The sequence below is a fragment of the Microbacterium sp. YJN-G genome (assembly GCF_015040615.1).
Lineage (GTDB): Bacteria > Actinomycetota > Actinomycetes > Actinomycetales > Microbacteriaceae > Microbacterium.
In genome coordinates this window covers 898,372-922,519 of record NZ_CP060402.1, presented here as the reverse complement: position 1 = coordinate 922,519, position 24,148 = coordinate 898,372, and the positions used below count along the sequence as shown (strand labels likewise).

Here is a 24,148-nt window from a genome sequence, read left to right as displayed (position 1 = left end):
GAGGGCGAACCGATGCAGCATGATGACCTGCTCCCCCGCGACACACCCGTCGCACTCATCGACGAGCACGGTGCGGCCGTCGCCGACGAGCGCTACGCGATGCCGGACGACGACACCCTGCTGCGCGCATACCGCGGCCTCGTCGAGGGACGCCGCATCAACGACCAGGCGTACGCACTGGTGCGTCAGGGACGCCTGGCCGTCTACCCGTCCTCGCACGGACAGGAGGCGTGCCAGGTGGGAGCCTCGCTCGTGCTCGGTGAGCACGACTGGCTGTTCCCGACCTACCGTGATTCCGTCGCCGTGATCGGATGCGGCGTGAGCCCGGCCGATGCCATGGTGCTGCTGAAGGGCGACTGGCACTCCGGCTACGACCCAGCCGAGCACCGCGTCGCCCCGCAGGCCACGCCCCTGGCCACGCAGCTGCTGCACGCAGTCGGATTCGCGCAGGCCGCGAAGCACCGCGGTGAGGACACGGTCGTGCTCGCGCTGTGCGGCGATGGCGCGACCAGCGAGGGGGACTTCCACGAGGCGATGAACTTCGCGGCGGTCTTCCACGTGCCGGTGGTCTTCTTCGTGCAGAACAACGAGTTCGCGATCTCGGTGCCGCTGTCGCGGCAGACCGCGGCGCCGTCGCTGGCGCACAAGGCGATCGGGTACGGCATGCCCGGGCAGCGGGTCGACGGCAACGACGTCGCCGCCGTGCTCGCGGTGCTCGGTGAGGCCGTCGAGCGCGCCCGCTCCGGCGGCGGCCCCTCCCTCATCGAGGCGCACACCTACCGGATGCAGGCGCACACCAACGCCGACGACGACACCCGCTACCGCGAGCGCGACGAGGTGAAGGCGTGGGTCGCGCGCGATCCGCTCAGCCGCATGCGAGCTCACTTGCTCTCACGCGGCCTGCTCGACGACGCGGCAGAAGAGCGCCTCGCCGCCGGCGCGGAGAGCATCGCATCCGCACTGCGCGACGCGCTCAACACGGATGCCGACCTCGACCCCGAAGACCTGTTCCGCTTCGTCACCGCCGACCGCTCGACGCAGCTCGAGGAGCAATGGCAGCTGCTGCGTGGCGAGATCGAGCGCTCATCCCTCACCGACGCCGGAGGCCACCGATGACGATCGCACACGACGACATCAACATCGACACCAACCGCCACGTGGTGGGCACCATGACCATGGCCGCCGCGCTGAACCGTGCCCTCGCCGACGCCATCCAGGAGGACCCCGGTGTGGTCGTCTTCGGGGAGGACGTCGGGGCGCTCGGCGGCGTGTTCCGCATCACCGACGGACTCGCGGAGCGGTTCGGCGAGGACCGCTGCTTCGACACCCCGCTGGCCGAGTCCGGCATCATCGGCACCGCCGTGGGCATGGCCATGAACGGCATGCGCCCGGTGGTCGAGATGCAGTTCGACGCGTTCGCGCTGCCCGCGTTCGAGCAGGTCGTCAGCCACGTCGCCAAGCTCGGCAACCGCACCCGCGGCGGCGTGCGGATGCCGATCGTCATCCGCATCCCGTTCGGCGGCGGCATCGGCGGGGTGGAGCATCACTGCGACTCGTCCGAGGCGTACTACGCGCACACTCCCGGGCTGACCGTGGTCGCGCCGTCGACCCCGCAGGATGCGTATTCGCTGCTGCGGGCGGCGATCGCCTCGCCCGACCCGGTCGTGTTCCTCGAGCCGAAGAAGCTGTACTGGTCCAAGGGCGAGGTCGACACCTCCATCACCGCCGATCTGGGCACCGCGCGTGTCGTCCGCGAGGGAACCGACGTCACCGTGCTCGCGTACGCGGCCATGGTGCCCGTCGCCCTGGAGGCGGCCGAGATCGCCGCATCCGAGGGCCGCAGCGTGCAGGTGATCGATGTGCGCAGCCTCTCGCCGTTCGACGACGCGACGGTGACCGCCGCCGTCCGCGGCACCGGACGAGCAGTGGTGGTGGCCGAGGCACCCGGATACGTGAGCGTGGCCGGCGAGATCCAGGCCCGGGTCTTCGAGCGCTGCTTCGAGTACCTCGAGGCGCCCGTGCGCCGGGTCACCGGATTCGACACGCCCTTCGCTCCCCCGAAGCTCGAGCACTGGTACCTGCCGGATGCCGATCGCATCCTCGATGCCATCGACTCGCTGCACTGGGACGACGAGCCCGCCGAGGGGGCTGCACGATGACGACCGCGACCGCTCGCGTCTTCCGTCTGCCCGATCTCGGCGAGGGGCTCACCGAGGCAGGTCTCGTGCAGTGGCTCGTCGCGGTCGGCGACACCATCGCGACCGACCAGGCCGTCGCCGAGGTCGAGACCGCGAAGAGCATCGTCGAACTGCCCTCGCCGTTCTCGGGAGTGATCACGGCGCTGCACGGCGCCCCTGGCGACACGATCCTGGTCGGAGCACCCGTCCTCGAGGTCGACGGCGCCCCGGCGCCGCGGACAGCGGATGCCGTCGGCGACCCGGATGCTGCGGCGAGCGCGGATGCCGTCGCGAGCAGGGATGCCGTTCGCGCGAGAAGCTCCGGCACGACCGAGAAGGACGCCTACCGCTCCGAGGAGCGCGCAGGGTCGGGGAACGTACTGATCGGCTACGGCACCAGCGAACGCGCCGGCTCCGGCCGGCGCCGTGCACGCGCGGCGGCACCCGCCTCCGTTGCGTCGGCAGCCGTCCCCGTTGCGGCGAAGGCATCCGCCTCCCCTGCGCCATCCACCTCCACCGCGACGACGGCATCCGCGCCGGCCGTCGATGCTCCCCAGGAACACGCCCCGGCGCCCGGCGCCCCGGCGCCCGGCGCCGCGGCGCCGGCCGAGCGATCGGATGGCCCGTCGTCCCGCCCGGTCGCGGTGCGCTCCCCTCTCGTGCGCCGCCTCGCCCGCGACCTCGGCGTCGATGTGCGCACGGTCGTCGCGACCGGCCCCGATGGGGCGATCACCCGCGGTGACGTGCTGCGTGCGGCCGTCGACAGCGCGGTGGACGGCGTCGCCGTATCGACCGGCTCGTCGGCAACGCCGCACGCGGGTGCGATCGACGGGCTCGCCGTGCGCTCGCGGGAGCGGATGGGGCCGCTGCGCAAGGCCGTCAGCGCCAAGCTCAGCCGCAGCCGTTCCGAGATCCCCGAGGCGACCGTGTGGGTCGATGTGGACGCCACCCGACTGTGGGAGCTGCGTGCCGACATGGCCACCGAGGGCGCGAAGGCGCCGTCGCTGACCGCGCTCGTGGCCCGCTTCGCACTGCTGGCCCTCGCCGACTACCCGCTGCTCGCCTCACGCCTCAGCGAGGACGGCGAGGAGATCATCTCGTTCGAGGGCGTGAACCTCGGCATCGCCGCCGACACCGCGCGCGGGTTGCTCGTGCCCGTCGTCCCGCGCGCCCACGAGCTCACCGTCGAGCAGCTGGATGCCGCGCTGCGCGAACTGGCCGAGACCGCACGCGCCGGATCCATGCCGCCCGAGCGGCTGCGCGGATCGACGTTCACGCTGAACAACTACGGCGGCTTCGGGGTCGACGGATCGGCCGCGATCATCAATCATCCCGACGTGGCGATCCTCGGTATCGGCCGGATGATCGAGCGTCCCTGGGTGGTCGACGGGGCGATCGTGGTCCGCCGGATCGCCCAGCTCTCGCTGGTGTTCGACCACCGGGTGTGCGACGGCGGCTACGCCTCCGGGTTCCTGCGCCGCGTGGTCGAGCTCATCGAGCATCCGCTGCGCGCCTACGGGAGGGTCTGACCATGGCGGAGGCGTATCTCGTCGACGGCATCCGCACCCCCGTCAGCCGCTACGGCGGTGCGCTGGCCGGCGTACGTCCCGACGACCTGGCGGCGCTCGTCGTCGGTGAGACGGTCGCCAGGTCGGGTGTGCCGCACGAGGCGATCGACGAGGTCATCCTGGGCGCTGCCAACCAGGCAGGCGAGGACAACCGCAACGTCGCACGCATGGCCGTGCTGCTGGCGGGACTGCCCGACACCCTGCCCGGCATCACCGTGAACCGGCTGTGCGCCTCGGGCATGTCGGCGATCGCGATGGCGTCGCAGGCGATCCGCTCAGGCGACGCGGAGGTGATCGTCGCGGGCGGTGTCGAGTCGATGACCCGGGCACCCTGGGTGCAGGCCAAGCCCGAGCGGGCGTGGGCGAAACCGGGCGCGGCGTACGACACGTCGATCGGCTGGCGGTTCGCGAATCCACGACTGCTCGCCCGCGACAAGGCCACCTTCTCGATGCCCGAGACCGCTGAGGAGGTCGCCCGCGTCGACGGGATCAGCCGCGAGGATGCCGATGCCTTCGCCCTGCTCAGCCATCAGCGCGCCCTGGCCGCGATCGACGCCGGGCGGCTGGCGCGCGAGATCGTCGCGGTCCAGACGCCGCGCGGCGTGGTCGAGGTGGATGAGGGCCCGCGCCGGGAGACGTCGCCGGAGGCGCTGGCGAAGCTGCGTCCCGTCGTCGCCGGCGGGCACGTCGTCACCGCAGGCAACGCCAGCTCGCTCAACGACGGCGCCTCGGCCATCGTCGTGGCGAGCGCGGATGCCGTGCAGCGGCACGGCCTGCGCGCCCGCGCCCGCATCGTCGCGTCCGCGAGCGCCGCGCTGGCACCCGAGATCATGGGCCTGGGGCCGGTTCCCGCGACCGAGAAGGCGCTGCGCCGTGCCGGGCTCACCGTCGACGATCTCGGCGCCGTCGAACTGAACGAGGCGTTCGCGACGCAGTCGCTCGCCAGCATCCGCCGCCTCGGGCTCGACCCTGAGATCGTCAACACCGACGGCGGTGCGATCGCGCTGGGGCATCCGCTGGGCTCCAGCGGATCCCGGCTGGTGGTCACGCTGCTGCGCCGTCTCGAGGACTCCGGCGCCCGCTACGGCCTGGCGACCATGTGCGTGGGCGTCGGCCAGGGCACGGCGATGATCGTGGAGCGGATCGATGGCTGAGATGCTGCAGATCGAGCGACGCGACGATCGCGTCGTCGCCGCCCTGAACCGGCCGGAGGTGCGCAACGCCATCGACCAGGCCGTGATCGACGAGCTGCACGCGCTGTGCGAGGAGCTCGAAGAGAACCCGCGTGTGCTGATCCTCACCGGCTCCGACGGGGTCTTCGCGTCGGGCGCCGACATCGGGCAGCTGCGCGACCGTGACGCGGCCGATGCCAGGCGCGGCGTCAACACGACGGCGTTCCGCCGCATCCGCGCCCTGCCGATGCCCGTCATCGCCGCCGTCGACGGCTACGCGCTGGGCGGCGGCGCCGAACTCGCCTACGCCGCGGACATCCGCATCGGCACGCCCCGGGTGCGCTTCGGCAACCCCGAGACCGGGCTGGGCATCATCGCCGCCGCGGGAGCGACCTGGCGGCTGCCCGAGATCATCGGCCATGCGCGCGCGAGCGAACTGCTGCTCACCGGCCGCATCATCGACGGCGAGGAGGCACTGGCCTGGGGCCTGCTCTCCGCGCTGCACGAACCCGGCGACCTTATGGCGGCGGCGCATGCGCTGACCGATCGCATCTGCGCCAACGGTCCCCGGGCCACAGCGCTGACCAAGCTCGTGCTGCTCGCCCCCGCCGACCAGCATCCCGGCATCGAGCTCGAGGTGCAGGCCGAGCTGTTCGAGAGCGACGAGAAGCACCGCCGCATGACCGCCTTCCTCGAGCGCCGCGCGGACCGCGCGCGTGCCGGCGAGGTGAAGACGCCATGACCGTTCCCGGAACCGTCGGGCTGCTCGGCGGCGGCCGTATGGGCGCCGGCATCGCGCACGCCTTCCTGCTCGCCGGCGCGCGCGTGCGCCTGGTCGAGCGGGATGAGCAGTCGGCGGCCGCGGCACGCGAGCGCGTGCTGGCGAGCATCGCCGCCTCGGTGCAGCGCGGTGACCTCGCGGATGCCGATCACGCCACGGCATCCCTCTCCGTCGGCGTCGATTTCGACGCGTTCGCCGTCGCATCGCTCGTCGTCGAGGCCGTGCCCGAGGATCGCGACCTCAAAGCCGGGGCCCTGGCACGGATCGAGGACGTCGTCGCGGCGGATGCCGTGCTGGCCACCAACACCTCGTCGATCTCGATCGACGCACTGGCGGCATCCCTCTCCCGCCCCGACCGGCTCATCGGGCTGCACTTCTTCAACCCGGTGCCCGCATCGAAGCTGGTCGAGATCGTCGTCGGCGACCGCACCGGCCGCGATGTCGTCGCGTCCGCCCGCGAATGGGTGACCACGCTGCGCAAGACACCCGTGGTGGTGCGCGACTCCCCCGGTTTCGCATCGAGCCGGCTCGGGGTGATGCTGGCGCTGGAGGCCATCCGGATGCTCGAGGAGAACGTCGCGGATGCCGCCGATATCGACGCCGCGATGGAGCTCGGTTACCGGCACCCGATGGGGCCGCTGCGCACCACCGATGTCGTCGGCCTCGATGTGCGGCTGGGGATCGCGGAGGAGCTCGCCCGCGAGCTGGGTCCGCGGTTCGAGCCGCCGGAGCTCTTGCGGCGGATGGTGGCCGAGGGGAAGCTGGGCCGCAAGAGCGGCGAGGGATTCTACGTATGGAACGAGGAGAGATGACCGGATATCTGCCGAGCTACGTGCAGGGCGCATGGTGGACGCCGGCGCAGGACCGGGTTGCCGAGCCGGGCGCGGTAGCCGGCGCCTCTGGGCCCCTGAGCCCGTCGAAGGGAACCGAGGTGCGCGACGCCTCCACCGGTGAGGTGGTCACGCGCGTGTCGACGGAGGGTCTCGACCTCGCCGGTGCGCTCGAGTACGCGCGCACCGTCGGGCACGCGAGCCTGGCCGCCCTCACCTTTCACCAGCGCGCCGTGCTGCTCAAGCAGTTCGCGCTCGCGCTGACCGAGCGCAAGGACGAGCTGTACGCACTGTCCGCGCGCACCGGCGCGACGAAGACCGACTCGTGGGTCGACATCGACGGCGGCATCGGCGTACTGTTCTCGTACTCCGGCAAGGGGCGCCGCGAGCTGCCCAACAGCACCGTGCACGTCGACGGCCCGGTCGAGCCGCTGTCGAAGGACGGCTCGTTCCTGGGACGGCACGTGTACACGACGCTCCCCGGTGTGGCCGTGCAGATCAACGCCTTCAACTTCCCGGTCTGGGGCTCGCTCGAGAAGTTCGCACCCGCCTTCCTCGCCGGCATGCCGACCGTCGTCAAGCCGGCCACCCCGACCGGCTATCTCGCCGAGGCGATGGTGCGCATACTCGTCGACTCCGGGCTGCTTCCCGCGGGGTCGCTGCAGCTGATCAGCGGAAGCGTGCCCGGCCTGTTCGAGCACCTGCGGCTGGGCGACCTGGTCGGGTTCACCGGCAGCGCGTCGACCGCCGAGAGCCTGCGGCAGCATCCGGCTGTGCAGACCGGCGGGGTGCGCTTCACCGCCGAGACCGACTCGATCAACGCCTCGGTGCTGGGAACGGATGCCGTCGCCGGCACCCCCGAATTCGATGCCTACGTGCGCCAGCTCGTCGTGGAGATGACGACGAAGGCCGGCCAGAAGTGCACCGCCATCCGCCGGGCGATCGTCCCCGCGGATGCCGCCGACGACGTGATCGACGCCGTCCGCGCCCGCATCGCCGAGAAGACGGTGCTGGGCGACCCGCGCGCCGAGGGTGTCACGATGGGGCCGCTCGCCTCGACCGCCCAGCGCGACGAGGTGCTGCGGCAGGTGCAGAAGCTGCAGGATGCCGGCGGGCAGGTCGTGGTCGGATCCACGGACGCCCCCGACGTGCGTCACGCCGACGGCTCGACCGGCGCGGCGCCCGACGGCGCGTTCGTCTCGCCCGTGCTGCTGCGCTTCGACGACGCGCAGGCGGATGCCGTGCACGACGTCGAGGCGTTCGGACCGGTCTCATCACTGCTGACGTACCGCACCACCGCCGAGGCTGCCGCGCTCGTCGCCCGCGGTGGCGGGTCACTGGTCACGAGCATCGCGACGCATGACCCGGCGCAGGCCGTCGAGCTCGCCACCCGCATCGCTCCGTTCAACGGTCGGATGCTGCTGCTCGACCGCGACGACGCGCGTTCGTCCACCGGACACGGCTCGCCGTTGCCGAACCTGGTGCACGGCGGCCCCGGGCGCGCGGGCGGTGGCGAGGAGCTGGGCGGCATCCGCGCCGTGCTGCACCACATGCAGCGCACGGCGGTGCAGGGCTCGCCCGAGATGCTGACGGCGCTGACTGGAGTGTGGCATGCGGGTGCGGCGACGAACAGCGACGGACGGCATCCGTTCCGCAAGTCGCTCGCCGAGCTGCGCCTGGGCGACCAGGTCGTCTCGGCCTCGCGCGAGGTGACCCTGGATGACATCGAGACGTTCGCGCACTTCACCGGCGACACGTTCTATGCGCACATGGACGAGGAGTCCGCGGCCGCGAACCCGTTCTTCCCCGGCCGGGTGGCGCACGGCTACCTGCTCGTGTCGTGGGCGGCCGGCCTGTTCGTCGACCCCGAGCCCGGGCCTGTGCTGGCCAACTACGGGCTGGAGAACCTGCGGTTCATCACGCCGGTGTCGCCGGGCGACAGCATCCGGGTCGAGCTGACCGCCAAGCAGATCACGCCCCGCGAGACCGATGAGTACGGCGAGGTGCGCTGGGACGCCGTCATCCGCAACCAGGACGACGAGACCGTCGCGACGTACGACGTGCTGACGCTGGTGAGCAAGGAGCCGACCGGCGAGGAGCCGGGCGCCGGTGCGGCTCAGTCCGGCGCAACTCAGGCCGGCGCATATCAGTCCGGCGCAACGGTGCCCGTATGAGCGAGAGGATCGGCATGAGGGAGATGATGCGGCGCGACGCAGCCTCGGCGATGCTCGGCATGGTCGTCGAGGTGGACGAGCCCGGCCGCGCCGTGGTGTCGATGCCCGTGCGCGAGGACATGCTCAACGGCTTCCGCATCACGCACGGCGGCCTGGTGTTCGCCCTCGCCGACACCGCATTCGCGATCGCGTGCAACGAGGACGAGCGGGTCACCGTGGCCGCCGGCGCCGACATCACCTTCCTGAAGTCGACGACCGCCGGCCAGACCCTGACCGCGACGGCCGTCCGGCGGGTGGTCAGCGGCCGCACCGGCCTGTACGACGTGACGATCATCGACGAGACCGGTGCCGTCGTCGCCGAGTTCCGGGGAAGGTCGATGATCACCAACCGCGGGATGGGCTGACAGCCAACCTCGATCCCGTCACCGCTTTCGAGCAAGCCACGACGACGCGACGTCAGCCGCGCTCGATCCAGGTGTTCTCGACCTCTGATCGTTTGCGGTGGACTCCGATGGTCACTCTCGTCGGCAGGCCGCTCGTTGAACGAGTGCCAGGTGTTCGCCTCAGCGGTCGTACGCTTCCCTGCGGTGTGCAGCTCGAACGACGGTGACGGTCAGCTCGGCGTCGAACACGTCATAGATCACTCGGTATTCGCCGATGCGGATGCGCCACGCGGTCTGCTCACCCACAAGCTTCTTGGCCCCATGGGGTCTGGGGTCTTCCGCCAGCACCGCGACCATTTCGAGTACGCGATCGCGGGCCGGTCGCGGGAGCTTCTTGACCTGCCGAGCCGCAGCTGCAGTGAACTCGACGCGGTAGCTCATGAGGCCAGTTCGGCCCGCAACTCATCAAGCGAGACACGGGCGCCGTCATCAGACCGCTTGGCCTCACGATATGCCGCCACGTCCTGTGCCATCTCGAACTCTTCCAACGTTTCGAGATCAGCCACACTGACGATCACTGCGGCGAGCTTTCCGTTTCGGGTCACGCCGATGCGCTCTCCGGCATACATCGTGCGGCCGAGTACGTCAGAGAGCTGACTGCGCAACTCGCGAGTCGTGACCTCACGTTCCATCGATCCCATGTGGCAATAGTAGCATTTAGCGCAGTTGTGTACACATGTACGACAGCATTGCACAATGCATCGCATCAACGATGCGTCACCCCCGCAGCGCGAGCACGAAAGGCAGAACCTCACTCGCCCCAGCCCGCCGCAGTTCGCGAGCGGCGACCGTGAGGGTCCAGCGGCTGTCGGCCTGGTCGTCGACGAGCAGCACGGGCCCTGCCGGCACAACCAGCCCTTCGGCGGTGAACCGATCCCAGAGACCGGCCAGACGGAAGACACTGTTCCCGCCGGGCTGGCCGGTCGGACCACCGCCGGCGAACGACAGCGAGCCCAGATACGGCAGCCTGCCGACCTCGGCGATGCCGCGCGCCAGGGAGTCCACCAGCTGCGGGTGTGACCGCGACGGCATGCCGATGACCGCCACCGGTCGCTGCGCCCAGCCCCACCCGGCGAGCACGCGCACGCAGGCGGCCAGCACCTGCGGCGGCACGAGTGCATCGGCCGTACCCGCCGCGAACAGCTCGCGCAGCGTGCCACCCCAGCCGAGGTCGGTGAGTCGCGCCAGCGCCCTGCCTTCGCTCGCCTGCTCGTCCGCCGGAATGCGGCCCTTCACGGGCACGCCGACGCGATCGGCACCGGTCGGCCACTGCCGACGGGCCTCGATCGGCACACCGACACGGTCGAGCGACTCGGATGCTGCGGAGCCGGCATCCGTTCCGATATCGCGCGGGAACCACGCACCGGCGCAGTTGTCGCACCGGCCGCACGGCGCTGCCGTGTCGTCGTCGAGCGAACGCTGCAGGAACTCCATCCGGCAGCGGTCGGTGCGCTCGTACTCGATCATGTGCTGCTGCTCGGCACGACGCTCGGCGGCGATGCGCTCGTAGCGCTCGGCGTCGTAGGTCCAGGGCCGGCCGGTGGCGACCCAGCCGCCCTGCACACGGCGCACCGCGCCGTCGACGTCGAGCACCTTCAGCAGCAGCTCCAGCGGAGTGCGGCGGATGTCGACAACCGCTTCCAGCGCGGGGGTCGACATCGGCGCATCACCCAGCGCGGCGATGACGCGCTCGGCGCGCTCCCGGTCCGGCATCGATGCAGTCGCGAAGTAGTGCCAGATGTCGCGGTCCTCCGGACCGGGAAGCAGCAGCACATCGGCGCTCTCGCTGGCACGGCCGGCACGGCCCACCTGCTGGTAGTACGCCACCGGAGACGAAGGAGCGCCCAGGTGGATGACGAACCCGAGGTCGGGCTTGTCGAAACCCATGCCCAGTGCGCTCGTGGCGACCAGCGCCTTCACCTCGTTGCGCTTGAGCATCCCCTCCGACTCCTCGCGCTCGTCGGCATCCGTCTGCCCGGTGTAAGCGCGCACCTCGTGCCCGTGCTCACGCAGCAGACGCGCGGTGTCGACGGCCGCCGAGACGGTGAGCGTATAGATGATGCCCGATCCGGGCAGGTCGTCGAGGTGACTGAGCAGCCAGGCGAGGCGCTGAGCAGAGCCCGGCAGCTCGAGAACACCGAGCCGCAGCGACGCCCGCGCGAGCGGCCCGCGGATCGTCACGACCTCCGGTCCCCGTCCGTCTCCCCCACCGAGCTGCTCGGCCACATCCGCCACCACCCGGCTGTTCGCCGTGGCCGTGGTAGCCAGCACCGGCACGCCGTCGGGCATGCCGGCGATCAGGTCGCGCAGCCGACGGTAGTCGGGCCGGAAGTCATGCCCCCAGTCGCTGATGCAGTGCGCCTCGTCGACGACCAGCATCCCGATCCGCTGCACCAGAGCCGGCAGCTGCTGTTCCCGGAAAGCGGGGTTGTTCAGCCGCTCGGGCGAGACCAGCAGTACATCGACCTCGTCGCGGTCGAGCCGTGCGATCACCTCGTCCCACTCGTGCGCGTTCGTGGAGTTGATCGCGACAGCGCGCACACCAGCTCGCTCGGCAGCGGCGATCTGATCGCGCATCAGCGCCAGCAGCGGCGAGACCAGCACGGTCGGTCCTGCGCCCCGCCTGCGCAGCAGCAATGTCGCGACGAAGTACACCGCCGACTTGCCCCAGCCCGTGCGCTGCACGACCAGAGCCCGGCGGCGCCCCTCGACCAGCGCCTCGATGGCCTCGTACTGCCCCTCGTGGAACTGCGCATCCGGTCGCCCGACCAGTTCGCGCAGCGCCCCGATCGCGGCATCCCGCACCTCGGTCGACGTCGTGGAAGTCATGGCCTCCACTCTGCCGCACCCCACTGACAGCCGTCCGGCGTCATCCACAGGCACGATCGATCCGCACTCGGCTCAGGTCGTCTAGCGTGGAGGGGTGATCAGCCGTGAGCTCGCCGTCGCCCTGCGCGACCTCGGTCTGGTGTGGCATCCCGCCAGCGGCGACCGGTTCCAGCTCGACCTGCCGGACGAGGTCGAGATGGAGGCGGAGGCCGACGTCTTCACCGTCAGTGAGATGACGATCGAAGCACGCCGCACACCGAGCGGCACCGACCTCGCGTTCAACGGCACGACCGAATGGGCGCTGGATGCCGTGCAGCTCGCGGATGCCGTCTGGCTGCCCCGCGAGGACCAGCTCAGAGAGCTGCTGCGCGGCACCTTCCGCCGTCTCGTGCGCCTGCCCGACACCTACGCCGTGGAGGTCGAGATCGCCGGCGAGTCGCTGCGCTTCGAGCATCCCGAGCCTTCGGAGGCGTACGGTCGCGCTCTGCTCGAGCTCATCTCCCGCACCCGCTGACCGGCAGTGAACTTGCCCGGCCCGTCGCCGCATGAGAGGATTACCTAACGATCGGTCAGTAAAGATGCACGCCGAGGAGTCGACGATGACCACCCCCTCCGACCTGTCCCTCGTGGACGACACCGATGCTCTTGCCCACTTCGAGGCGCTCATCGCCGAAGAACGGCGCATCGAGCCCCGCGACTGGATGCCCGACGCGTACCGCAGGACGCTGATCCGCCAGATCTCGCAGCACGCGCACTCCGAGATCATCGGCATGCAGCCCGAGGGCAACTGGATCACCCGCGCTCCGAGCCTGAAGCGCAAGGCGATCCTGATGGCGAAGGTGCAGGACGAGGCCGGCCACGGGCTCTACCTCTATTCGGCCGCGCAGACCCTGGGCATCACCCGTGACGAGATGATGCAGCAGCTCATCGACGGACGGGCCAAGTACTCGTCGATCTTCAACTACCCCACCCCGACCTGGGCCGACATGGGTGCGATCGGGTGGCTGGTCGACGGCGCAGCGATCGTGAACCAGGTGCCGCTGTGCCGCGCCTCGTACGGCCCCTACGGGCGGGCGATGGTGCGCGTCTGCAAAGAGGAGTCGTTCCACCAGCGACAGGGTTTCGAGATCCTGCTGACACTCATGCAGGGCACCGACGAGCAGCGCGAGATGGCGCAGGATGCCGTGAACCGCTGGTACTGGCCGAGCCTGGCCATGTTCGGCCCGCCGGATGACCAGTCGCCCAACTCCGCCCAGTCGATGCAGTGGAAGATCAAGCGGTTCTCGAACGATGACCTGCGTCAGCGCTTCGTCGGGATGCTCGTGCCGCAGGCCGAGATCCTCGGCGTCACCCTGCCGGATCCCGAGCTTCGCTGGAACGAGGAGACGGGCGCGTACGACATGGGCGAGATCGACTGGGACGAGTTCTTCGAGGTGCTCCGAGGCAACGGACCGTGCAACGCCGAGCGGATCGAGCGCCGGCGCACGGCACATGAAGAGGGCGCGTGGGTACGCGAGGCGGCGGCCGAGTACGCGCGCAAGCAGTCCCTCCGCGTCGAAGGGCAGGTGGCGTGATGACGACTCCCGGCGGCCCTTCGAAGGAGTCAGCAGGTGAAGGGCAGGAGACCTGGCCCCTGTGGGAGGTCTTCGTCCGCGCGAACCGCGGCCTGAGCCACGTGCACGTGGGCTCGCTGCACGCGCCCGACGCGAGCATGGCGGTGCGCAACGCGCGCGACCTCTACACGCGGCGCGGCGAAGGCGTGTCGATCTGGGTGGCGCCGGCTGACGCCATCACCACCAGCGACCCCGACGACAAGGGCGCGTTCTTCGAGAGCCCGGCAGGCAAGAACTACCGGCACGCCGTGTACTACACGGCGTCCGAGGGGGTGCCTCACCTGTGACCCTTCGAGAACCTCAGGAACCCATTTCAGAAGGGCATGGCGACGTCTCGGTCGAGGAGCTGCAGCTGGCATCCGAGCTCTCCGGCGGCGAGACCAAGGCCACCTCGGCCGACGTCGCCGAGTACGCACTGTGGCTGGGTGACGACGCGCTGATCCTCTCGCAGCAGCTGGGTGCGTGGATCTCGCGCGCCCCCGAGCTGGAGGAGGACGTCGCGCTGGCGAACATCGCCCTCGATCTGCTCGGCCACGCCCGTTCGCTGCTGCGCTACGCCGGCTCGTGGGACGGCCGCAGCGAGGACGACCTCGCCTACTTCCGTGACGAACCCGAGTTCCGCAGCGCCTGGATCATGGAGCAGCCCAACGGCGACTTCGCACAGACGATCGCCCGTCAGCTCATCGCCTCGACCTACATGTTCGAGCTGTACTCCGCACTTCGCACGTCGAGCGACGCGACGCTCGCGGCGATCGCGGCGAAGTCGCTCAAAGAGGTCGACTACCACCGGGATCACGCCGTGCAGTGGGTGCTGCGCCTGGCCGGCGGCACCGACGAGTCACGCCGGCGCATGATCCGTGCTCTCGGCGACGTCTGGCCGTACGTCGACGAGCTGTTCCGCGACGAGCCGCTGACCGACCGGCTCGGGGATGCGGCCGCACGGCCCTCGGCGCTGCGCCCGGGCTTCGACGCCGTCATCGACACCGTGTTCGCCGAGGCCGGGTTCGAAGAAGGCGCTGGGTCGCCGACCCTGCCGCCTGTACTGAGCGAGCGCCAGCGAGGCGAAGCGAAGGGCGGTCAGTCGTCCGGCGGCGGCCGACGCGGCGCGCACGCCACGCCCTTCGGGCACCTGCTCGCCGAGATGCAGGTGCTCGCCCGACGGCATCCGGGGGCGACCTGGTGACCGTTCGATTCGCTCAGGGACCCATCATGACCGCACCGCACCCGACGACCGAGGCACGCGCGACACGCGCGCGCGAGGTCGCGGCGCGCGTCGCCGACCCGGAGATCCCCGTGCTGACCATCGAGGACCTCGGTGTGCTGCGCGAGGTGAGAGCGGATGCCGAGGGCCGCATCACCGTCGACATCACGCCGACATACAGCGGATGCCCGGCCATGGATGCGATCCGCGACGACATCGTGCTGGCCCTCACCGCCGACGGGTTCGACGACGTCGAGGTGCGGCTGGTGCTCTCCCCCGCGTGGACGACCGACTGGATGAGCGAGGACGGCAAGCGCAAGCTCACCGAGTACGGCATCGCCCCGCCCTCGGGCAGCGCAGCCGCTCGACAGGGACCCATCCGGCTGCAGCTCGCGGTCAAGTGCCCGCAGTGCGGCTCGCTCGACACCCGCGAAGTCTCCCGCTTCGGCTCCACCTCCTGCAAGGCGCTGTACGAGTGCCGCGCCTGCCTGGAGCCCTTCGACCACTTCAAGGTGATCTGATGTCACTGTTCCGCCTGCCCTCGGCATCCACCCCGACCTCCACCGCGCCGCACCCGGCGGGCGACCGCCACCGTGCGCGGTTCCACACCCTGACCGTCTCGGACGTGCGCCGGCTCACCGATGACGCCATCGAGGTGAGCTTCACGGTGCCCGCCGACCTGGCCGACGACTACGCCTACCTGCCCGGGCAGTACGTCGCCCTTCGCGTGCACCTCGACGGCACCGAAGTGCGTCGCTCGTACTCGCTGTGCCGGCCGCCCGCACCCGTGCGCGACGGCGCCACCAGCCTGAGCGTCGCGGTCAAGCGCGACGAGGGCGGGCTGTTCTCCACCTGGGCGCAAACCGAGCTGACCCCGGGTTTCGAGATCGACGTGATGAGCCCGCAGGGCACATTCACCTCCGGGCTCGAAGAGCTCGAGGGCACGCATGTCGTGGGCATCGCCGCCGGCTCGGGCATCACCCCGATGATGGCGCTGGCGCGCAACCTGCTGTCGGCATCAGCGACCACGCGGTTCACGCTGCTGTACACCAACCGGTCCACGAGTGACGTGATGTTCCTCGAAGACCTCGCAGATCTCAAGGATCGCTACCCGACCCGCCTGGTGCTGCACCATGTGCTCTCCCGCGAGCAGCGCACCGCGCCGGTGCTTTCGGGCCGCATCGACGAGCAGCGGCTGCGCACGATCCTGTCGGCGCTGATCCACCCGTCGACCGTCGACGAATGGTTCCTGTGCGGACCGTTCGCGCTCGTGGATCTGTGCCGCGAGGTGCTCGCGGACGTCGGGGTGCCGCGCGAGCACATCCGGTTCGAGCTGTTCACCACCGGCGACGCGCCCGCCGAGCGCGGACCCCGCCAGGTCGAGGTGCGCCGTGGCGAGAAGGCATACCGGCTCGAGATCAACCTCGACGGCGTCTCGTCGACCGTCGAGAGCCCCGTCGACGCACACGAGTCGGTGCTGAACGCCGCCTTGCGGGTGCGGCCCGACGCGCCGTTCGCCTGCTCGGGCGGCGTGTGCGGCACCTGCCGCGCGCGGGTGCTGGAGGGCAGCGTGACGATGACCGAGAACTACGCGCTCGAACCCGACGAGATCGAGCGCGGTTACGTGCTGACCTGCCAGTCGCACCCGACCAGTGACCGCGTCGTCGTGGACTACGACGTCTGACACTGGGATCCTGAGCCTGCATCCACTGGGTCGCTGAGCTTGTCGAAGCGCCCCGGCTTCACGAAGGAGCACGCATGATCGACCTCGCCATCGCCGACCACATCGCGCACGTCACGCTGAACGCACCGGCCAAGCTCAACGCGCTCGACGAGCAGGCACTGAATGAGCTGCACTCGGCCTACGAGCAGGCAGAGCACGCCGGTGTGCGCGCTCTGGTGCTGCACGGCGAGGGCCGCGCGTTCTGCGCGGGGCGCGACATCTCGGACGTCGACCCGCGCGACGACGATGTGATCGGCTACCTGGGTGGCCTCGTCACGCCGCTGCTTAAGCAGATGGCGGCGTTTCCCGCCCCGACGTTCGCGGTCGCCCACGGCGCGTGTCTGGGCGTCGGCCTCGGGCTGCTGATCGCCACCGACGTGGTGTATGTCGCCGAGTCGGCGAAGATCGGTTCGCCTTTCGCGGCGCTCGGTGCGACGCTCGATTCCGGCGGGCACGCCCTGTTCCTGGATCGGCTGGGCGCGCATCGCACGCTCGACCTCATCTACACGGGCCGGCTGATGTCGGGCGCCGAGGCCGTGGCATCCGGTCTGTTCTCGCGCGTCTTCCCCGACGACGAGGTGGCCCAGGCGACCGAGGATGCCGCGGCGGCGGCATCCCGTGGCGCGACGGCGGCGTTCCTGGCCAGCAAGCAGCTGGTCGCCCGCATCCGTGACGAACGGCTGGCACTGTGGGAGGCCGTGGAGATCGAGAACGCCGCCCAGGCGGCCCTGTGCGACACCGACGACTACCGCGAGGGCTTCGCCGCCTTCCAGCAGAAGCGCAGGCCCGAGTTCCGCGGCCGCTGAGCAGCGGCTCGGCGCCGCGGCTGCGCCAGAAGGTAGGAACCGTCGCTCCCAGATGTCGGCGGCGGGTGCGACAATGCCGGGATGATGCTCTCGGAGCTGGTCACGACGACGGACGAGGTCGCGGCGACGTCATCCCGGCTGGCCAAGATCGACGCGCTCGCGCGACTGCTCGCGCGCGCCGAGCCCGACGAGATCGCGCCGCTGATCGGGCTTCTGCTGGCTGCACCACGGCAGGGCCGGCTGGGAGTCGGATGGCGCACGCTGACCGCGCTCGACGTCACGCACGCGGTCGAGCCCGCGCTGACCGTCGCCGACGTGGATCGGATGCTGGATGCCCTGGCCGCGGCATCCGGTTCGGGCTCCACCGCGGCGCGGCATGACCTGCTCGCCACACTGGCCGAGCGCGCCACCGCACCGGAATGGAATCTGCTCGCCCGCGCGATGCTGGGAGAGCTGCGCACCGGGGCGCTGGCCGGCGTGCTGCTGGATGCGATCGCGCGCGCATCCGGCCGGGCACCGGCATCCGTCCGCCGTGCCGCGATGCTCTCCGGCGACCTCGGCGAGACCGCCCGCCTCGCCCTGACGGGAACCGAGGCCGACCTCGACGCTGTGGGCCTGCAGGTGGGCCGGGCCGTGATGCCGATGCTCGCGGCGAGCGCGGCGACGCCGACCGCGGCGCTGGAGGTCACCGGCCGGGCCTCGGTGGAGTACAAGCTCGACGGCGCCCGCATCCAGGTGCACCGGCGTGGTGACGTGGTCGGCGTCTACACCCGCAGTCTCGCCGACATCACTCACCGCGTGCCCGAGATCGTCGAGATCGTGCGTGCGCTGCCCGTGCACGACGTGATCCTCGACGGCGAGACTCTCTTGCTCGACGAGGACGGCGGGCCGCGCCCGTTCCAGGAGACCATGTCCCGCTTCGGCGCGGACGCCTCGCGCGAACTGGCTCTGCGCCCCTGGTTCTTCGACGTGCTGCACCTGGACGGCCGCGACCTGACCGATGAGCCGCTGTCGTCGCGCCTGGCGGAACTCGATCGTATCGCCCGCGAATGGCGGATGCCCGGCATCGTCACCGACGACCCGGATGCCGCCGAGCAGCTCTCCCGCGAGGCGCTGGCGGCCGGCCACGAGGGCGTGCTCGTGAAGGCGATCGACTCGCCCTACACCGCCGGCCGACGCGGAAAGTCCTGGGTGAAGGTGAAGCCCGTGCTCACCTTCGACCTGGTCGTGATCGCCGCGGAGTGGGGTTCGGGGCGTCGGCGCGGGATGCTGTCGAACCTGCATCTCGGCGCGCTCGACCCTGTCGGCGAGTTCGGCGATCCGGGCGGGCTCGTGATGGTCGGCAAGACCTTCAAAGGGCTCACGGACGAACTGCTGCGGTGGCAGACCGAGACGTTCCCCGAGATCGAGAGTCACCGCACTGCGCAGGCCGTCTTCGTGCGCCCCGAACTGGTCGTCGAGATCGCGATCGACGGCGTGCAGCGCTCGCCCCGTTATCCGGGCGGCATCGCACTGCGGTTCGCGCGTGTGAAGGGGTACCGGCCCGACAAGCGCCCTGCCGAGGCGGACACGATCCAGGCTCTGCGGGCGCTGCTGCGCGGCTGACCCGTGCGGGCGGAGCCGCCGGCGGGCTCACGCCGTCGGCGCGAGCCCCTGATCCTCTTCGACGACCGTGCCCTTGTACGACCACGGGAAGTCGATCCACAGATCGGTGTCCTTCCAGGCATAGTCGGGCTGGATGATCGTGGTCGGCTTGGTGTAGATCGTGACCGAGCGCACGTCGGCGCCCTTGTCCTTCAGCAGTTGCACGGCGAGCGCGAGGGTGCGGCCGGAATCGGCCACGTCGTCGACGAGCAGCACGCGACGCCCGTCGAGATAGGCCATGTCGAGCTCGGGTGGGAGCACCTCGGGTGCGTCGAGCACGGTGCCGATCCCGGTGTAGAACTCGACGTTGATGGCGCCGCAGTTCTTCGCGCCCAGCCCATAGGCGATGGCGCCCGCCGGCAGCAGCCCGCCGCGCGCGATCGCGACGACCACCTCGGGGGCGAAGCCGCTGTCGATGATCGTCCTGGCCAGCGACCTGGTCGCCGCGCCGAACCCGTCCCAGGTGAGCGTCTCGCGCTCGATCGGTGCATCCGTCATCTGCTCATTGTCGTGCATCCTGCGGCGATCCGGCTCGCGGGTCGACCGGGATGCGCACCCGCCAGGGCGACATCGCCTCGTGCCTCATGCCGAGCGCGATCAGCTCCGCGTCCCCGTGCATCCGGCCGAGCAGGTGCAGGCCGACCGGTCGGCCGCCGGGTTCGCCACTCGGAATTCCGAGGCCGGGCAGACCGGTAAGGTTCGCGGCGCTGAGCATCCGCAGCGCGCTGCCGAGCGACTCCTCCCCCGCCGAGTCGGTCAGCTCGCTGGCCATCGTCGCCAGCAGAGGCGCGCCGGCCGGCAGTGTCGGGGCGGCGATCGCCCTGAGCCTGTGCTCGCGCAGCGTCAGCTCGATCCGGGCACGCAACGCGTGCCGCATCCGATGGGCGAGTTCGATGTCGGCCTGCCCGATGAGCGCACCGGTGGCGATCATGATGCGCGTGCCCGGAAGGTAGTCCGATGCGCCGGCGCGCAGCCGCGAGCGATGCTCGGGCACCGACTCGGAGAGCGAGATCACAAGACCCGCCGTGAGCGCCGAGTCGAGGAACGAGAGATCGAGCTCGACGATCTCCACGCCGCTGCCGGCGAGCTGCGCGAGGGACTCGTCGACGGCTGCGCAGACGGGCTCCGCCACACCCCAGGTGCGCCAGAGCGCCCGATCTACGCCGATCCTCGCACGCGTGCCGGCAAGCACCTCCCGCGCGCGATCGGCCACCGTCCCCGCGAACGCCCGATCACGGATGACCGGATCGGTGATGGCGTCGAGCACGAGGGCACTGCCGAGCGCTGATGCGGTGAGCGGACCGATCGCGTCCATGGTGCGGCTGATCGTGATCGCCCCGTCGGTGGGCACGAGACCCGCGCTGGGCTTGAGGCCGACGATGCCGTTGATGGATGCGGGATTGCGGATCGACCCGCCCGTGTCGGTGCCCAGCATCGCCGGGGCGTCCCCGACCGCCACCGCAACGCCCGAGCCGATGCTGGATCCGCCGGCATAGCGATCGGGGTCGCGCGGGTTGCGCGTCGGCGGCTGCCCTTGTCCGAAGGCGAACTCGTAGGTGTGGGCTTTGCCGAGCAGCACGCCGCCGGCCCGCCGGAGCAGGGCGACGGATGCCGCATCCCGCGCCGCCGGCGCGGCATCCGCGAGCGAGACGGACCCGCCCCTGGTCGGCATGCCGGCCACGTCGATGACGTCTTTGACACCGACCGGGATGCCGTCCATCGGTCCGCGGGCACGACCCGCGCGCCTGCGTGCATCGCTCTGCCGCGCCTGGGCGAGAGCGGCTTCGGCGTCGACGAACGCCCAGGCATGCACGTGAGGCTCGGTGACGTCGATGCGCTCGACGCTCGCCGCCACCAGCTCGGCGCTGGTCAGGGAGCCGTCGGCGAGGGCCGCGGCGGCCTGTTCGACCCCGAGTCGCCACGCCTCAGTCATCCTGACCTTCCGTGGCCAGCAACTCCCCCGAGACCCGGCGGAACTCCGGCAGCGCGTCGCGGAGGTCGGCGATGGATGCCGCGATCCCGGGGGCATCCTCCTGTGCGATGTCGGCGCCGAGAAGTTCGGAGACCGTCGCCAGATCGGCCGGGCTGAGCGCGCTCATGCACCCACCTGTGCAAGCATCCGCCCGTGCTCCGCGACGGGGACCCCGTCGATGTACACCCTTCGGACGATCCGCAGGTCGTCCCGATCCGCGAGGACGAGGTCGGCAGGCGCGCCCCGTCGCAGCATCGCCCCGCCGTCCACGAGCCCGGGGATGAGCCCGGCTGGTACGGATGTGACCATCTCGACGGCCTCGGCGAGCCCGCGCTGACCGGTGGCGATGACATCCTGCAGGGCGGAGATGAGCGGATCGTGCCGCCCGTCGTGACCGTAGTCGGTGGCGAGCACGTCGACGAGATCGACCCCGGCGAGCAGAGCATCCCAGTGCTCCCTGGTCTGCACGGTCTCACGCCCCTCGAGCAGATCGAACACGCTCGCCTCGCCGTACCAGCCCGCATCACGTCCGGATTCTGCGAGCCGGACCGCCTCGTCGACCGTGTGCGAGGTGTGGTTCACATGACCGGCGATGATCGTCGCGGGACGGCGATCTTTGGAACCCTGCAGCTCGCGGATGAGGTCGGCGGATGCCGAGGCGCTGTGCACGAGGGCGGGCACGCCCAGCCTGCGCGCGGCCTCGACACCCTCGCGGATCCCCGATCGCGCGGCTGCGACGGACGGCAGGACGGTGTCGACGATGAGCTGACGGAGCTCCTCAAGCCCGAGGCCTTCCAGGCCCGCCTGCTGCGCGCGCGCGGCCAGCAGCGCCGCATCATGACGGCGCTCGTCCATGAAGCGCCCGAGCACGGCCTCCTTGAGGCCGCGAGCCTGTGCCTGCGTCACGACGATCCCGGTGCGCGCCCGGATGGCGGCGGGGAGGAAGACGAGGTCCTGACCTCCTCCCCCCAGCGTCTGCCCGCCGGCGAGCTCGCCGATCGCGACCGCGCCGTCATCCAGCATCCGCTCGATCGTCAGCGCGCGATGCCGCTCGGTCAGACCCGCTCCGTCTGCGGCGAGCGCAGCCTGCAGCGCGCCCGGAGTGTGGGCGGTGGACCCGCGCACATGCACGGCGTGCCGGCGGTCGGCTTCGCGGATCTCATCCATGCTCCCGAGCCCGCAGGTGCTGAGCACGGTGGTGGTCCCCGCCGCGGCATGCCTGTCGAGGTTTCCCAGCCAGCGCTCCTCCGGCAACGCTGCCGACCCGCTGGGGAAGAGCGGCGACGGGCTGACCCCGTGTGTGTGGATGTTCACCAGGCCCGGCATGAGGATGCTGTCCGGTTCGTCGACGATGTCACCGGAGAACGCGCCAGCGGCCCGGTGGGAGCCGAGCGCGTCGAGCACCTCGACGATGCGGCCCCTGTCGATGACGACGGCGCCGCCTTCGAAGACCATCCCGCCGGTGGCCGGTACGACCACTCCCGCGCGAATCAGCGTCGGCATCGCTCTTCCTCTCGACGTCCGGCCTCTTCGCCGGTAGATTCATCATATCGAAGTCGCTTCACTATAACCAGGAGTGGTCATGACTGCTCATACCCTGCCGCGCGATCTGCGCGGCTACGGCGAGCACCCACCGCAGGTGCGCTGGCCCGGCGACGCCCGCGTCGCGATCTCGCTCGTGATCAACATCGAGGACGGTGCCGAGCGCAGCGTCTCACGCGGAGATGGCGCGGACGATCTCGGCGCGCACTGGCTGGCGCATCCGGTGCGCCCCGATCACCGCAACCTCGACCTCGAGTCCGCGTTCGAGTACGGCGGCCGTGCGGGGATCTGGCGCCTGCTCCGGCTGCTGCGGCGTTACGACGCACCCGCGACAGCGTTCTGCTGCGCAGCCGCACTGCAGGCCAACCCGCTCGTCGCGTCCGCCCTCGTGCGTGACGGACATGAGGTCGCAGATCACGGCCTTCTGTGGGAGCCGCACACCCTGCTCGACCCGGCCGAGGAGCGCGATCGCATGCTCCGCTCCCGCGAGCAGATCGAGCAGCTGACCGGGCGGCGTGCCACCACGTGGTATTCCCGAGATGGCCTCACCGAGCACTCCCGGGCGTCCATGCTCGCGGAGGGGTTCTCATACGACGCCAACAGCTTCAACGACGATCTCCCGCACCCCGGCGTCGACGGCCTGCCGCTGCCGGTGCTGCCCTACGCCGGCGACACCAATGACTCGGCGCTGCTGCGGCAGTATCCGACCGCAGCATCCTTCGCCGCGCACCTGTGCGATGCGCTGGACATGCTGGCGGACGATCCGCGCGAAGGTCCGTCGGTGCTCAGCGTCGGGCTGCATCCGCGCCTGATCGGCCGCCCCGCTCACATCGGGGCGCTGGAGGCCCTGCTGCAGCAGGCGCGGGAGAAGGGAGCCTGGATCGCGACGCGCGAGCAGATCCTGGCGCATTGGACATCTGCGATCTCGGCCTGACAGCCAAGGTCACCCCTCGGCGAGCAGCCGCCCCCATCCGCGGATCGACCTGGGTGCGCGGGCGAGCCGCATCAGCTGCCAGAGTGTGGCCGTCGCACTGTCGATGACGGGGATGCCGTACTCGGCCTCGAGCTTCGTGACGCGATAGGCACTGCGCAGGTTGGTTCCGATGCAGACGACGCCGTCCACGTCGCCGTCGAATGCGGGCCCGGCGAGCGCATCAATCCAGTCCGCGCCCACACGGGCGATCTGCGCGTTGGTGAGTTCGGCCTCCGGAGCCGAGAGCACGGGGACGTCGACGCCGTCCGCGCCGTACTGCGCGGCGATCTGCTCGGCGATCGGACGCGGCCCGGGGAAGAGCAGCCCGACGCGACGCAGGCCGAGCACGTCTAGCGCGGCGCGCACAGCCAGCGACGCCGTCGTCGCCGGCGAGCCGATGACGTCCGTGAGCTGCGCGCAGAGCTCGCGGTCTCCGTCGAACCCGGTCCACGATCCGGACGTGCCGTGGAAGGCCACAGCATCCGGCTCCACGTCGGCGAGCAGCGCCGGCGCATCACCTAGGACGGCGGCATCGATCCGATCGCCGAGCGACGGCGGCAGACGAAAGCGGCTGAAATGCACGCCGACGTCGGCCTCGTCCGCGAGCATCCGTTGCATGGACGACTCGGCGTTGGAGTTCGACGACGGTGCGAGCACGCCCAGGCGCACGGAAGGACCCGGGGCGGTCGTGGTCATGATC

The 24,148-nt window shown here is 70.7% G+C and carries 25 protein-coding genes; 17 read left to right on the top strand and 8 right to left on the bottom strand.

Annotated features, from left to right (window positions below; translation table 11 throughout):
- Nucleotides 1-12 precede the first annotated feature (12 nt).
- Genes pdhA through paaI form a run of 8 tightly spaced genes read left to right on the top strand, consistent with a single transcriptional unit; the run spans nucleotide 13 to nucleotide 9,106 of the window.
- A complete protein-coding gene (gene pdhA / locus H7694_RS04265) occupies nucleotides 13-1,116 on the top strand; it encodes a pyruvate dehydrogenase (acetyl-transferring) E1 component subunit alpha (RefSeq protein ID WP_193598309.1) in 1,104 nt (367 codons plus the stop codon).
- Nucleotides 1,113-2,159: an alpha-ketoacid dehydrogenase subunit beta gene (locus H7694_RS04260; RefSeq protein WP_193598308.1), complete on the top strand. Its 1,047-nt coding sequence runs from the start codon at nucleotides 1,113-1,115 to the stop codon at nucleotides 2,157-2,159. Before pdhA ends, H7694_RS04260 begins: the two co-directional genes overlap by 4 nt.
- On the top strand, nucleotides 2,156-3,706 hold the full coding sequence (locus tag H7694_RS04255) for a dihydrolipoamide acetyltransferase family protein (protein WP_193598307.1): 1,551 nt from the start codon (nucleotides 2,156-2,158) through the stop codon (nucleotides 3,704-3,706). Before H7694_RS04260 ends, H7694_RS04255 begins: the two co-directional genes overlap by 4 nt.
- A gap of 2 nt (nucleotides 3,707-3,708) precedes the next feature.
- Nucleotides 3,709-4,899, top strand: a complete 1,191-nt coding sequence (locus tag H7694_RS04250; protein WP_193598306.1) for a thiolase family protein — start codon at nucleotides 3,709-3,711, stop codon at nucleotides 4,897-4,899.
- Nucleotides 4,892-5,659 (top strand): enoyl-CoA hydratase/isomerase family protein, encoded by a 768-nt coding sequence (locus H7694_RS04245; RefSeq protein WP_193598305.1) that lies wholly within the window; start codon nucleotides 4,892-4,894, stop codon nucleotides 5,657-5,659. Before H7694_RS04250 ends, H7694_RS04245 begins: the two co-directional genes overlap by 8 nt.
- Complete coding sequence (locus tag H7694_RS04240; protein WP_193598304.1) at nucleotides 5,656-6,510, top strand: 3-hydroxyacyl-CoA dehydrogenase family protein; 855 nt, start codon at nucleotides 5,656-5,658, stop codon at nucleotides 6,508-6,510. The genes H7694_RS04245 and H7694_RS04240 overlap by 4 nt, the downstream gene beginning before the upstream one ends.
- The gene (gene paaZ, locus H7694_RS04235) at nucleotides 6,507-8,702 is read left to right on the top strand and encodes a phenylacetic acid degradation bifunctional protein PaaZ (protein ID WP_227468280.1); all 2,196 of its coding nucleotides are present in this window, start codon (nucleotides 6,507-6,509) and stop codon (nucleotides 8,700-8,702) included. The genes H7694_RS04240 and paaZ overlap by 4 nt, the downstream gene beginning before the upstream one ends.
- Complete coding sequence (gene paaI, locus H7694_RS04230; protein ID WP_193598303.1) at nucleotides 8,699-9,106, top strand: hydroxyphenylacetyl-CoA thioesterase PaaI; 408 nt, start codon at nucleotides 8,699-8,701, stop codon at nucleotides 9,104-9,106. Before paaZ ends, paaI begins: the two co-directional genes overlap by 4 nt.
- Before the next feature lie 159 nt (nucleotides 9,107-9,265).
- Here paaI and H7694_RS04225 read toward each other — a convergent pair whose 3' ends face one another.
- The 3 genes from H7694_RS04225 to H7694_RS04215 form a co-directional block, all read right to left on the bottom strand.
- On the bottom strand, nucleotides 9,266-9,526 hold the full coding sequence (locus H7694_RS04225) for a type II toxin-antitoxin system RelE family toxin (RefSeq protein WP_193598302.1): 261 nt from the start codon (nucleotides 9,524-9,526) through the stop codon (nucleotides 9,266-9,268).
- The gene (locus H7694_RS04220; protein WP_193598301.1) at nucleotides 9,523-9,786 is read right to left on the bottom strand and encodes a type II toxin-antitoxin system Phd/YefM family antitoxin; all 264 of its coding nucleotides are present in this window, start codon (nucleotides 9,784-9,786) and stop codon (nucleotides 9,523-9,525) included. Before H7694_RS04220 ends, H7694_RS04225 begins: the two co-directional genes overlap by 4 nt.
- A 76-nt stretch (nucleotides 9,787-9,862) precedes the next feature.
- Nucleotides 9,863-11,974, bottom strand: coding sequence for a RecQ family ATP-dependent DNA helicase (locus H7694_RS04215; RefSeq protein ID WP_193598300.1), 2,112 nt, complete (start codon nucleotides 11,972-11,974; stop codon nucleotides 9,863-9,865).
- A gap of 94 nt (nucleotides 11,975-12,068) precedes the next feature.
- Between H7694_RS04215 and H7694_RS04210 the strand changes: the two genes are divergently transcribed.
- The 8 genes from H7694_RS04210 (at nucleotide 12,069) to H7694_RS04175 (ending at nucleotide 18,922) form a co-directional block, all read left to right on the top strand.
- A complete protein-coding gene (locus tag H7694_RS04210) occupies nucleotides 12,069-12,488 on the top strand; it encodes a pilus assembly protein CpaE (RefSeq protein ID WP_193598299.1) in 420 nt (139 codons plus the stop codon).
- Nucleotides 12,489-12,573: 85 nt separating this feature from the next.
- Nucleotides 12,574-13,548 (top strand): 1,2-phenylacetyl-CoA epoxidase subunit PaaA, encoded by a 975-nt coding sequence (gene paaA / locus H7694_RS04205; protein WP_193598298.1) that lies wholly within the window; start codon nucleotides 12,574-12,576, stop codon nucleotides 13,546-13,548.
- Complete coding sequence (gene paaB / locus H7694_RS04200) at nucleotides 13,548-13,874, top strand: 1,2-phenylacetyl-CoA epoxidase subunit PaaB (protein ID WP_193598297.1); 327 nt, start codon at nucleotides 13,548-13,550, stop codon at nucleotides 13,872-13,874. Before paaA ends, paaB begins: the two co-directional genes overlap by 1 nt.
- On the top strand, nucleotides 13,871-14,770 hold the full coding sequence (gene paaC / locus H7694_RS04195) for a 1,2-phenylacetyl-CoA epoxidase subunit PaaC (protein WP_193598296.1): 900 nt from the start codon (nucleotides 13,871-13,873) through the stop codon (nucleotides 14,768-14,770). The genes paaB and paaC overlap by 4 nt, the downstream gene beginning before the upstream one ends.
- Nucleotides 14,771-14,796: 26 nt before the next feature.
- A complete protein-coding gene (gene paaD / locus H7694_RS04190) occupies nucleotides 14,797-15,309 on the top strand; it encodes a 1,2-phenylacetyl-CoA epoxidase subunit PaaD (protein WP_193598295.1) in 513 nt (170 codons plus the stop codon).
- Nucleotides 15,309-16,472: a 1,2-phenylacetyl-CoA epoxidase subunit PaaE gene (paaE, locus tag H7694_RS04185; protein WP_193598294.1), complete on the top strand. Its 1,164-nt coding sequence runs from the start codon at nucleotides 15,309-15,311 to the stop codon at nucleotides 16,470-16,472. The genes paaD and paaE overlap by 1 nt, the downstream gene beginning before the upstream one ends.
- Nucleotides 16,473-16,546: 74 nt before the next feature.
- Complete coding sequence (locus tag H7694_RS04180; RefSeq protein WP_193598293.1) at nucleotides 16,547-17,317, top strand: enoyl-CoA hydratase/isomerase family protein; 771 nt, start codon at nucleotides 16,547-16,549, stop codon at nucleotides 17,315-17,317.
- Nucleotides 17,318-17,398: 81 nt separating this feature from the next.
- The gene (locus H7694_RS04175; RefSeq protein WP_193598292.1) at nucleotides 17,399-18,922 is read left to right on the top strand and encodes an ATP-dependent DNA ligase; all 1,524 of its coding nucleotides are present in this window, start codon (nucleotides 17,399-17,401) and stop codon (nucleotides 18,920-18,922) included.
- 27 nt (nucleotides 18,923-18,949) lie between these two features.
- Here H7694_RS04175 and H7694_RS04170 read toward each other — a convergent pair whose 3' ends face one another.
- Genes H7694_RS04170 through H7694_RS04155 form a run of 4 tightly spaced genes read right to left on the bottom strand, consistent with a single transcriptional unit; the run spans nucleotide 18,950 to nucleotide 22,436 of the window.
- The gene (locus H7694_RS04170) at nucleotides 18,950-19,459 is read right to left on the bottom strand and encodes a phosphoribosyltransferase (protein ID WP_193598291.1); all 510 of its coding nucleotides are present in this window, start codon (nucleotides 19,457-19,459) and stop codon (nucleotides 18,950-18,952) included.
- A 4-nt stretch (nucleotides 19,460-19,463) separates the two neighbouring features.
- Complete coding sequence (locus H7694_RS04165) at nucleotides 19,464-20,894, bottom strand: amidase (protein WP_193598290.1); 1,431 nt, start codon at nucleotides 20,892-20,894, stop codon at nucleotides 19,464-19,466.
- Nucleotides 20,887-21,060 carry a hypothetical protein gene (locus H7694_RS04160; protein WP_193598289.1) on the bottom strand — a complete coding sequence of 58 codons (174 nt, stop codon included), beginning with the start codon at nucleotides 21,058-21,060 and terminating at the stop codon, nucleotides 20,887-20,889. The genes H7694_RS04165 and H7694_RS04160 overlap by 8 nt, the downstream gene beginning before the upstream one ends.
- Nucleotides 21,057-22,436: a hypothetical protein gene (locus tag H7694_RS04155; RefSeq protein WP_193598288.1), complete on the bottom strand. Its 1,380-nt coding sequence runs from the start codon at nucleotides 22,434-22,436 to the stop codon at nucleotides 21,057-21,059. Before H7694_RS04155 ends, H7694_RS04160 begins: the two co-directional genes overlap by 4 nt.
- 79 nt (nucleotides 22,437-22,515) lie before the next feature.
- On the opposite strand from H7694_RS04155, the gene H7694_RS04150 reads away from it, so the two are divergent.
- On the top strand, nucleotides 22,516-23,409 hold the full coding sequence (locus tag H7694_RS04150; RefSeq protein WP_193598287.1) for a polysaccharide deacetylase family protein: 894 nt from the start codon (nucleotides 22,516-22,518) through the stop codon (nucleotides 23,407-23,409).
- 9 nt (nucleotides 23,410-23,418) lie between these two features.
- Here H7694_RS04150 and H7694_RS04145 read toward each other — a convergent pair whose 3' ends face one another.
- Nucleotides 23,419-24,144, bottom strand: coding sequence for a hypothetical protein (locus tag H7694_RS04145; RefSeq protein WP_193598286.1), 726 nt, complete (start codon nucleotides 24,142-24,144; stop codon nucleotides 23,419-23,421).
- Nucleotides 24,145-24,148: the final 4 nt, after the last annotated feature.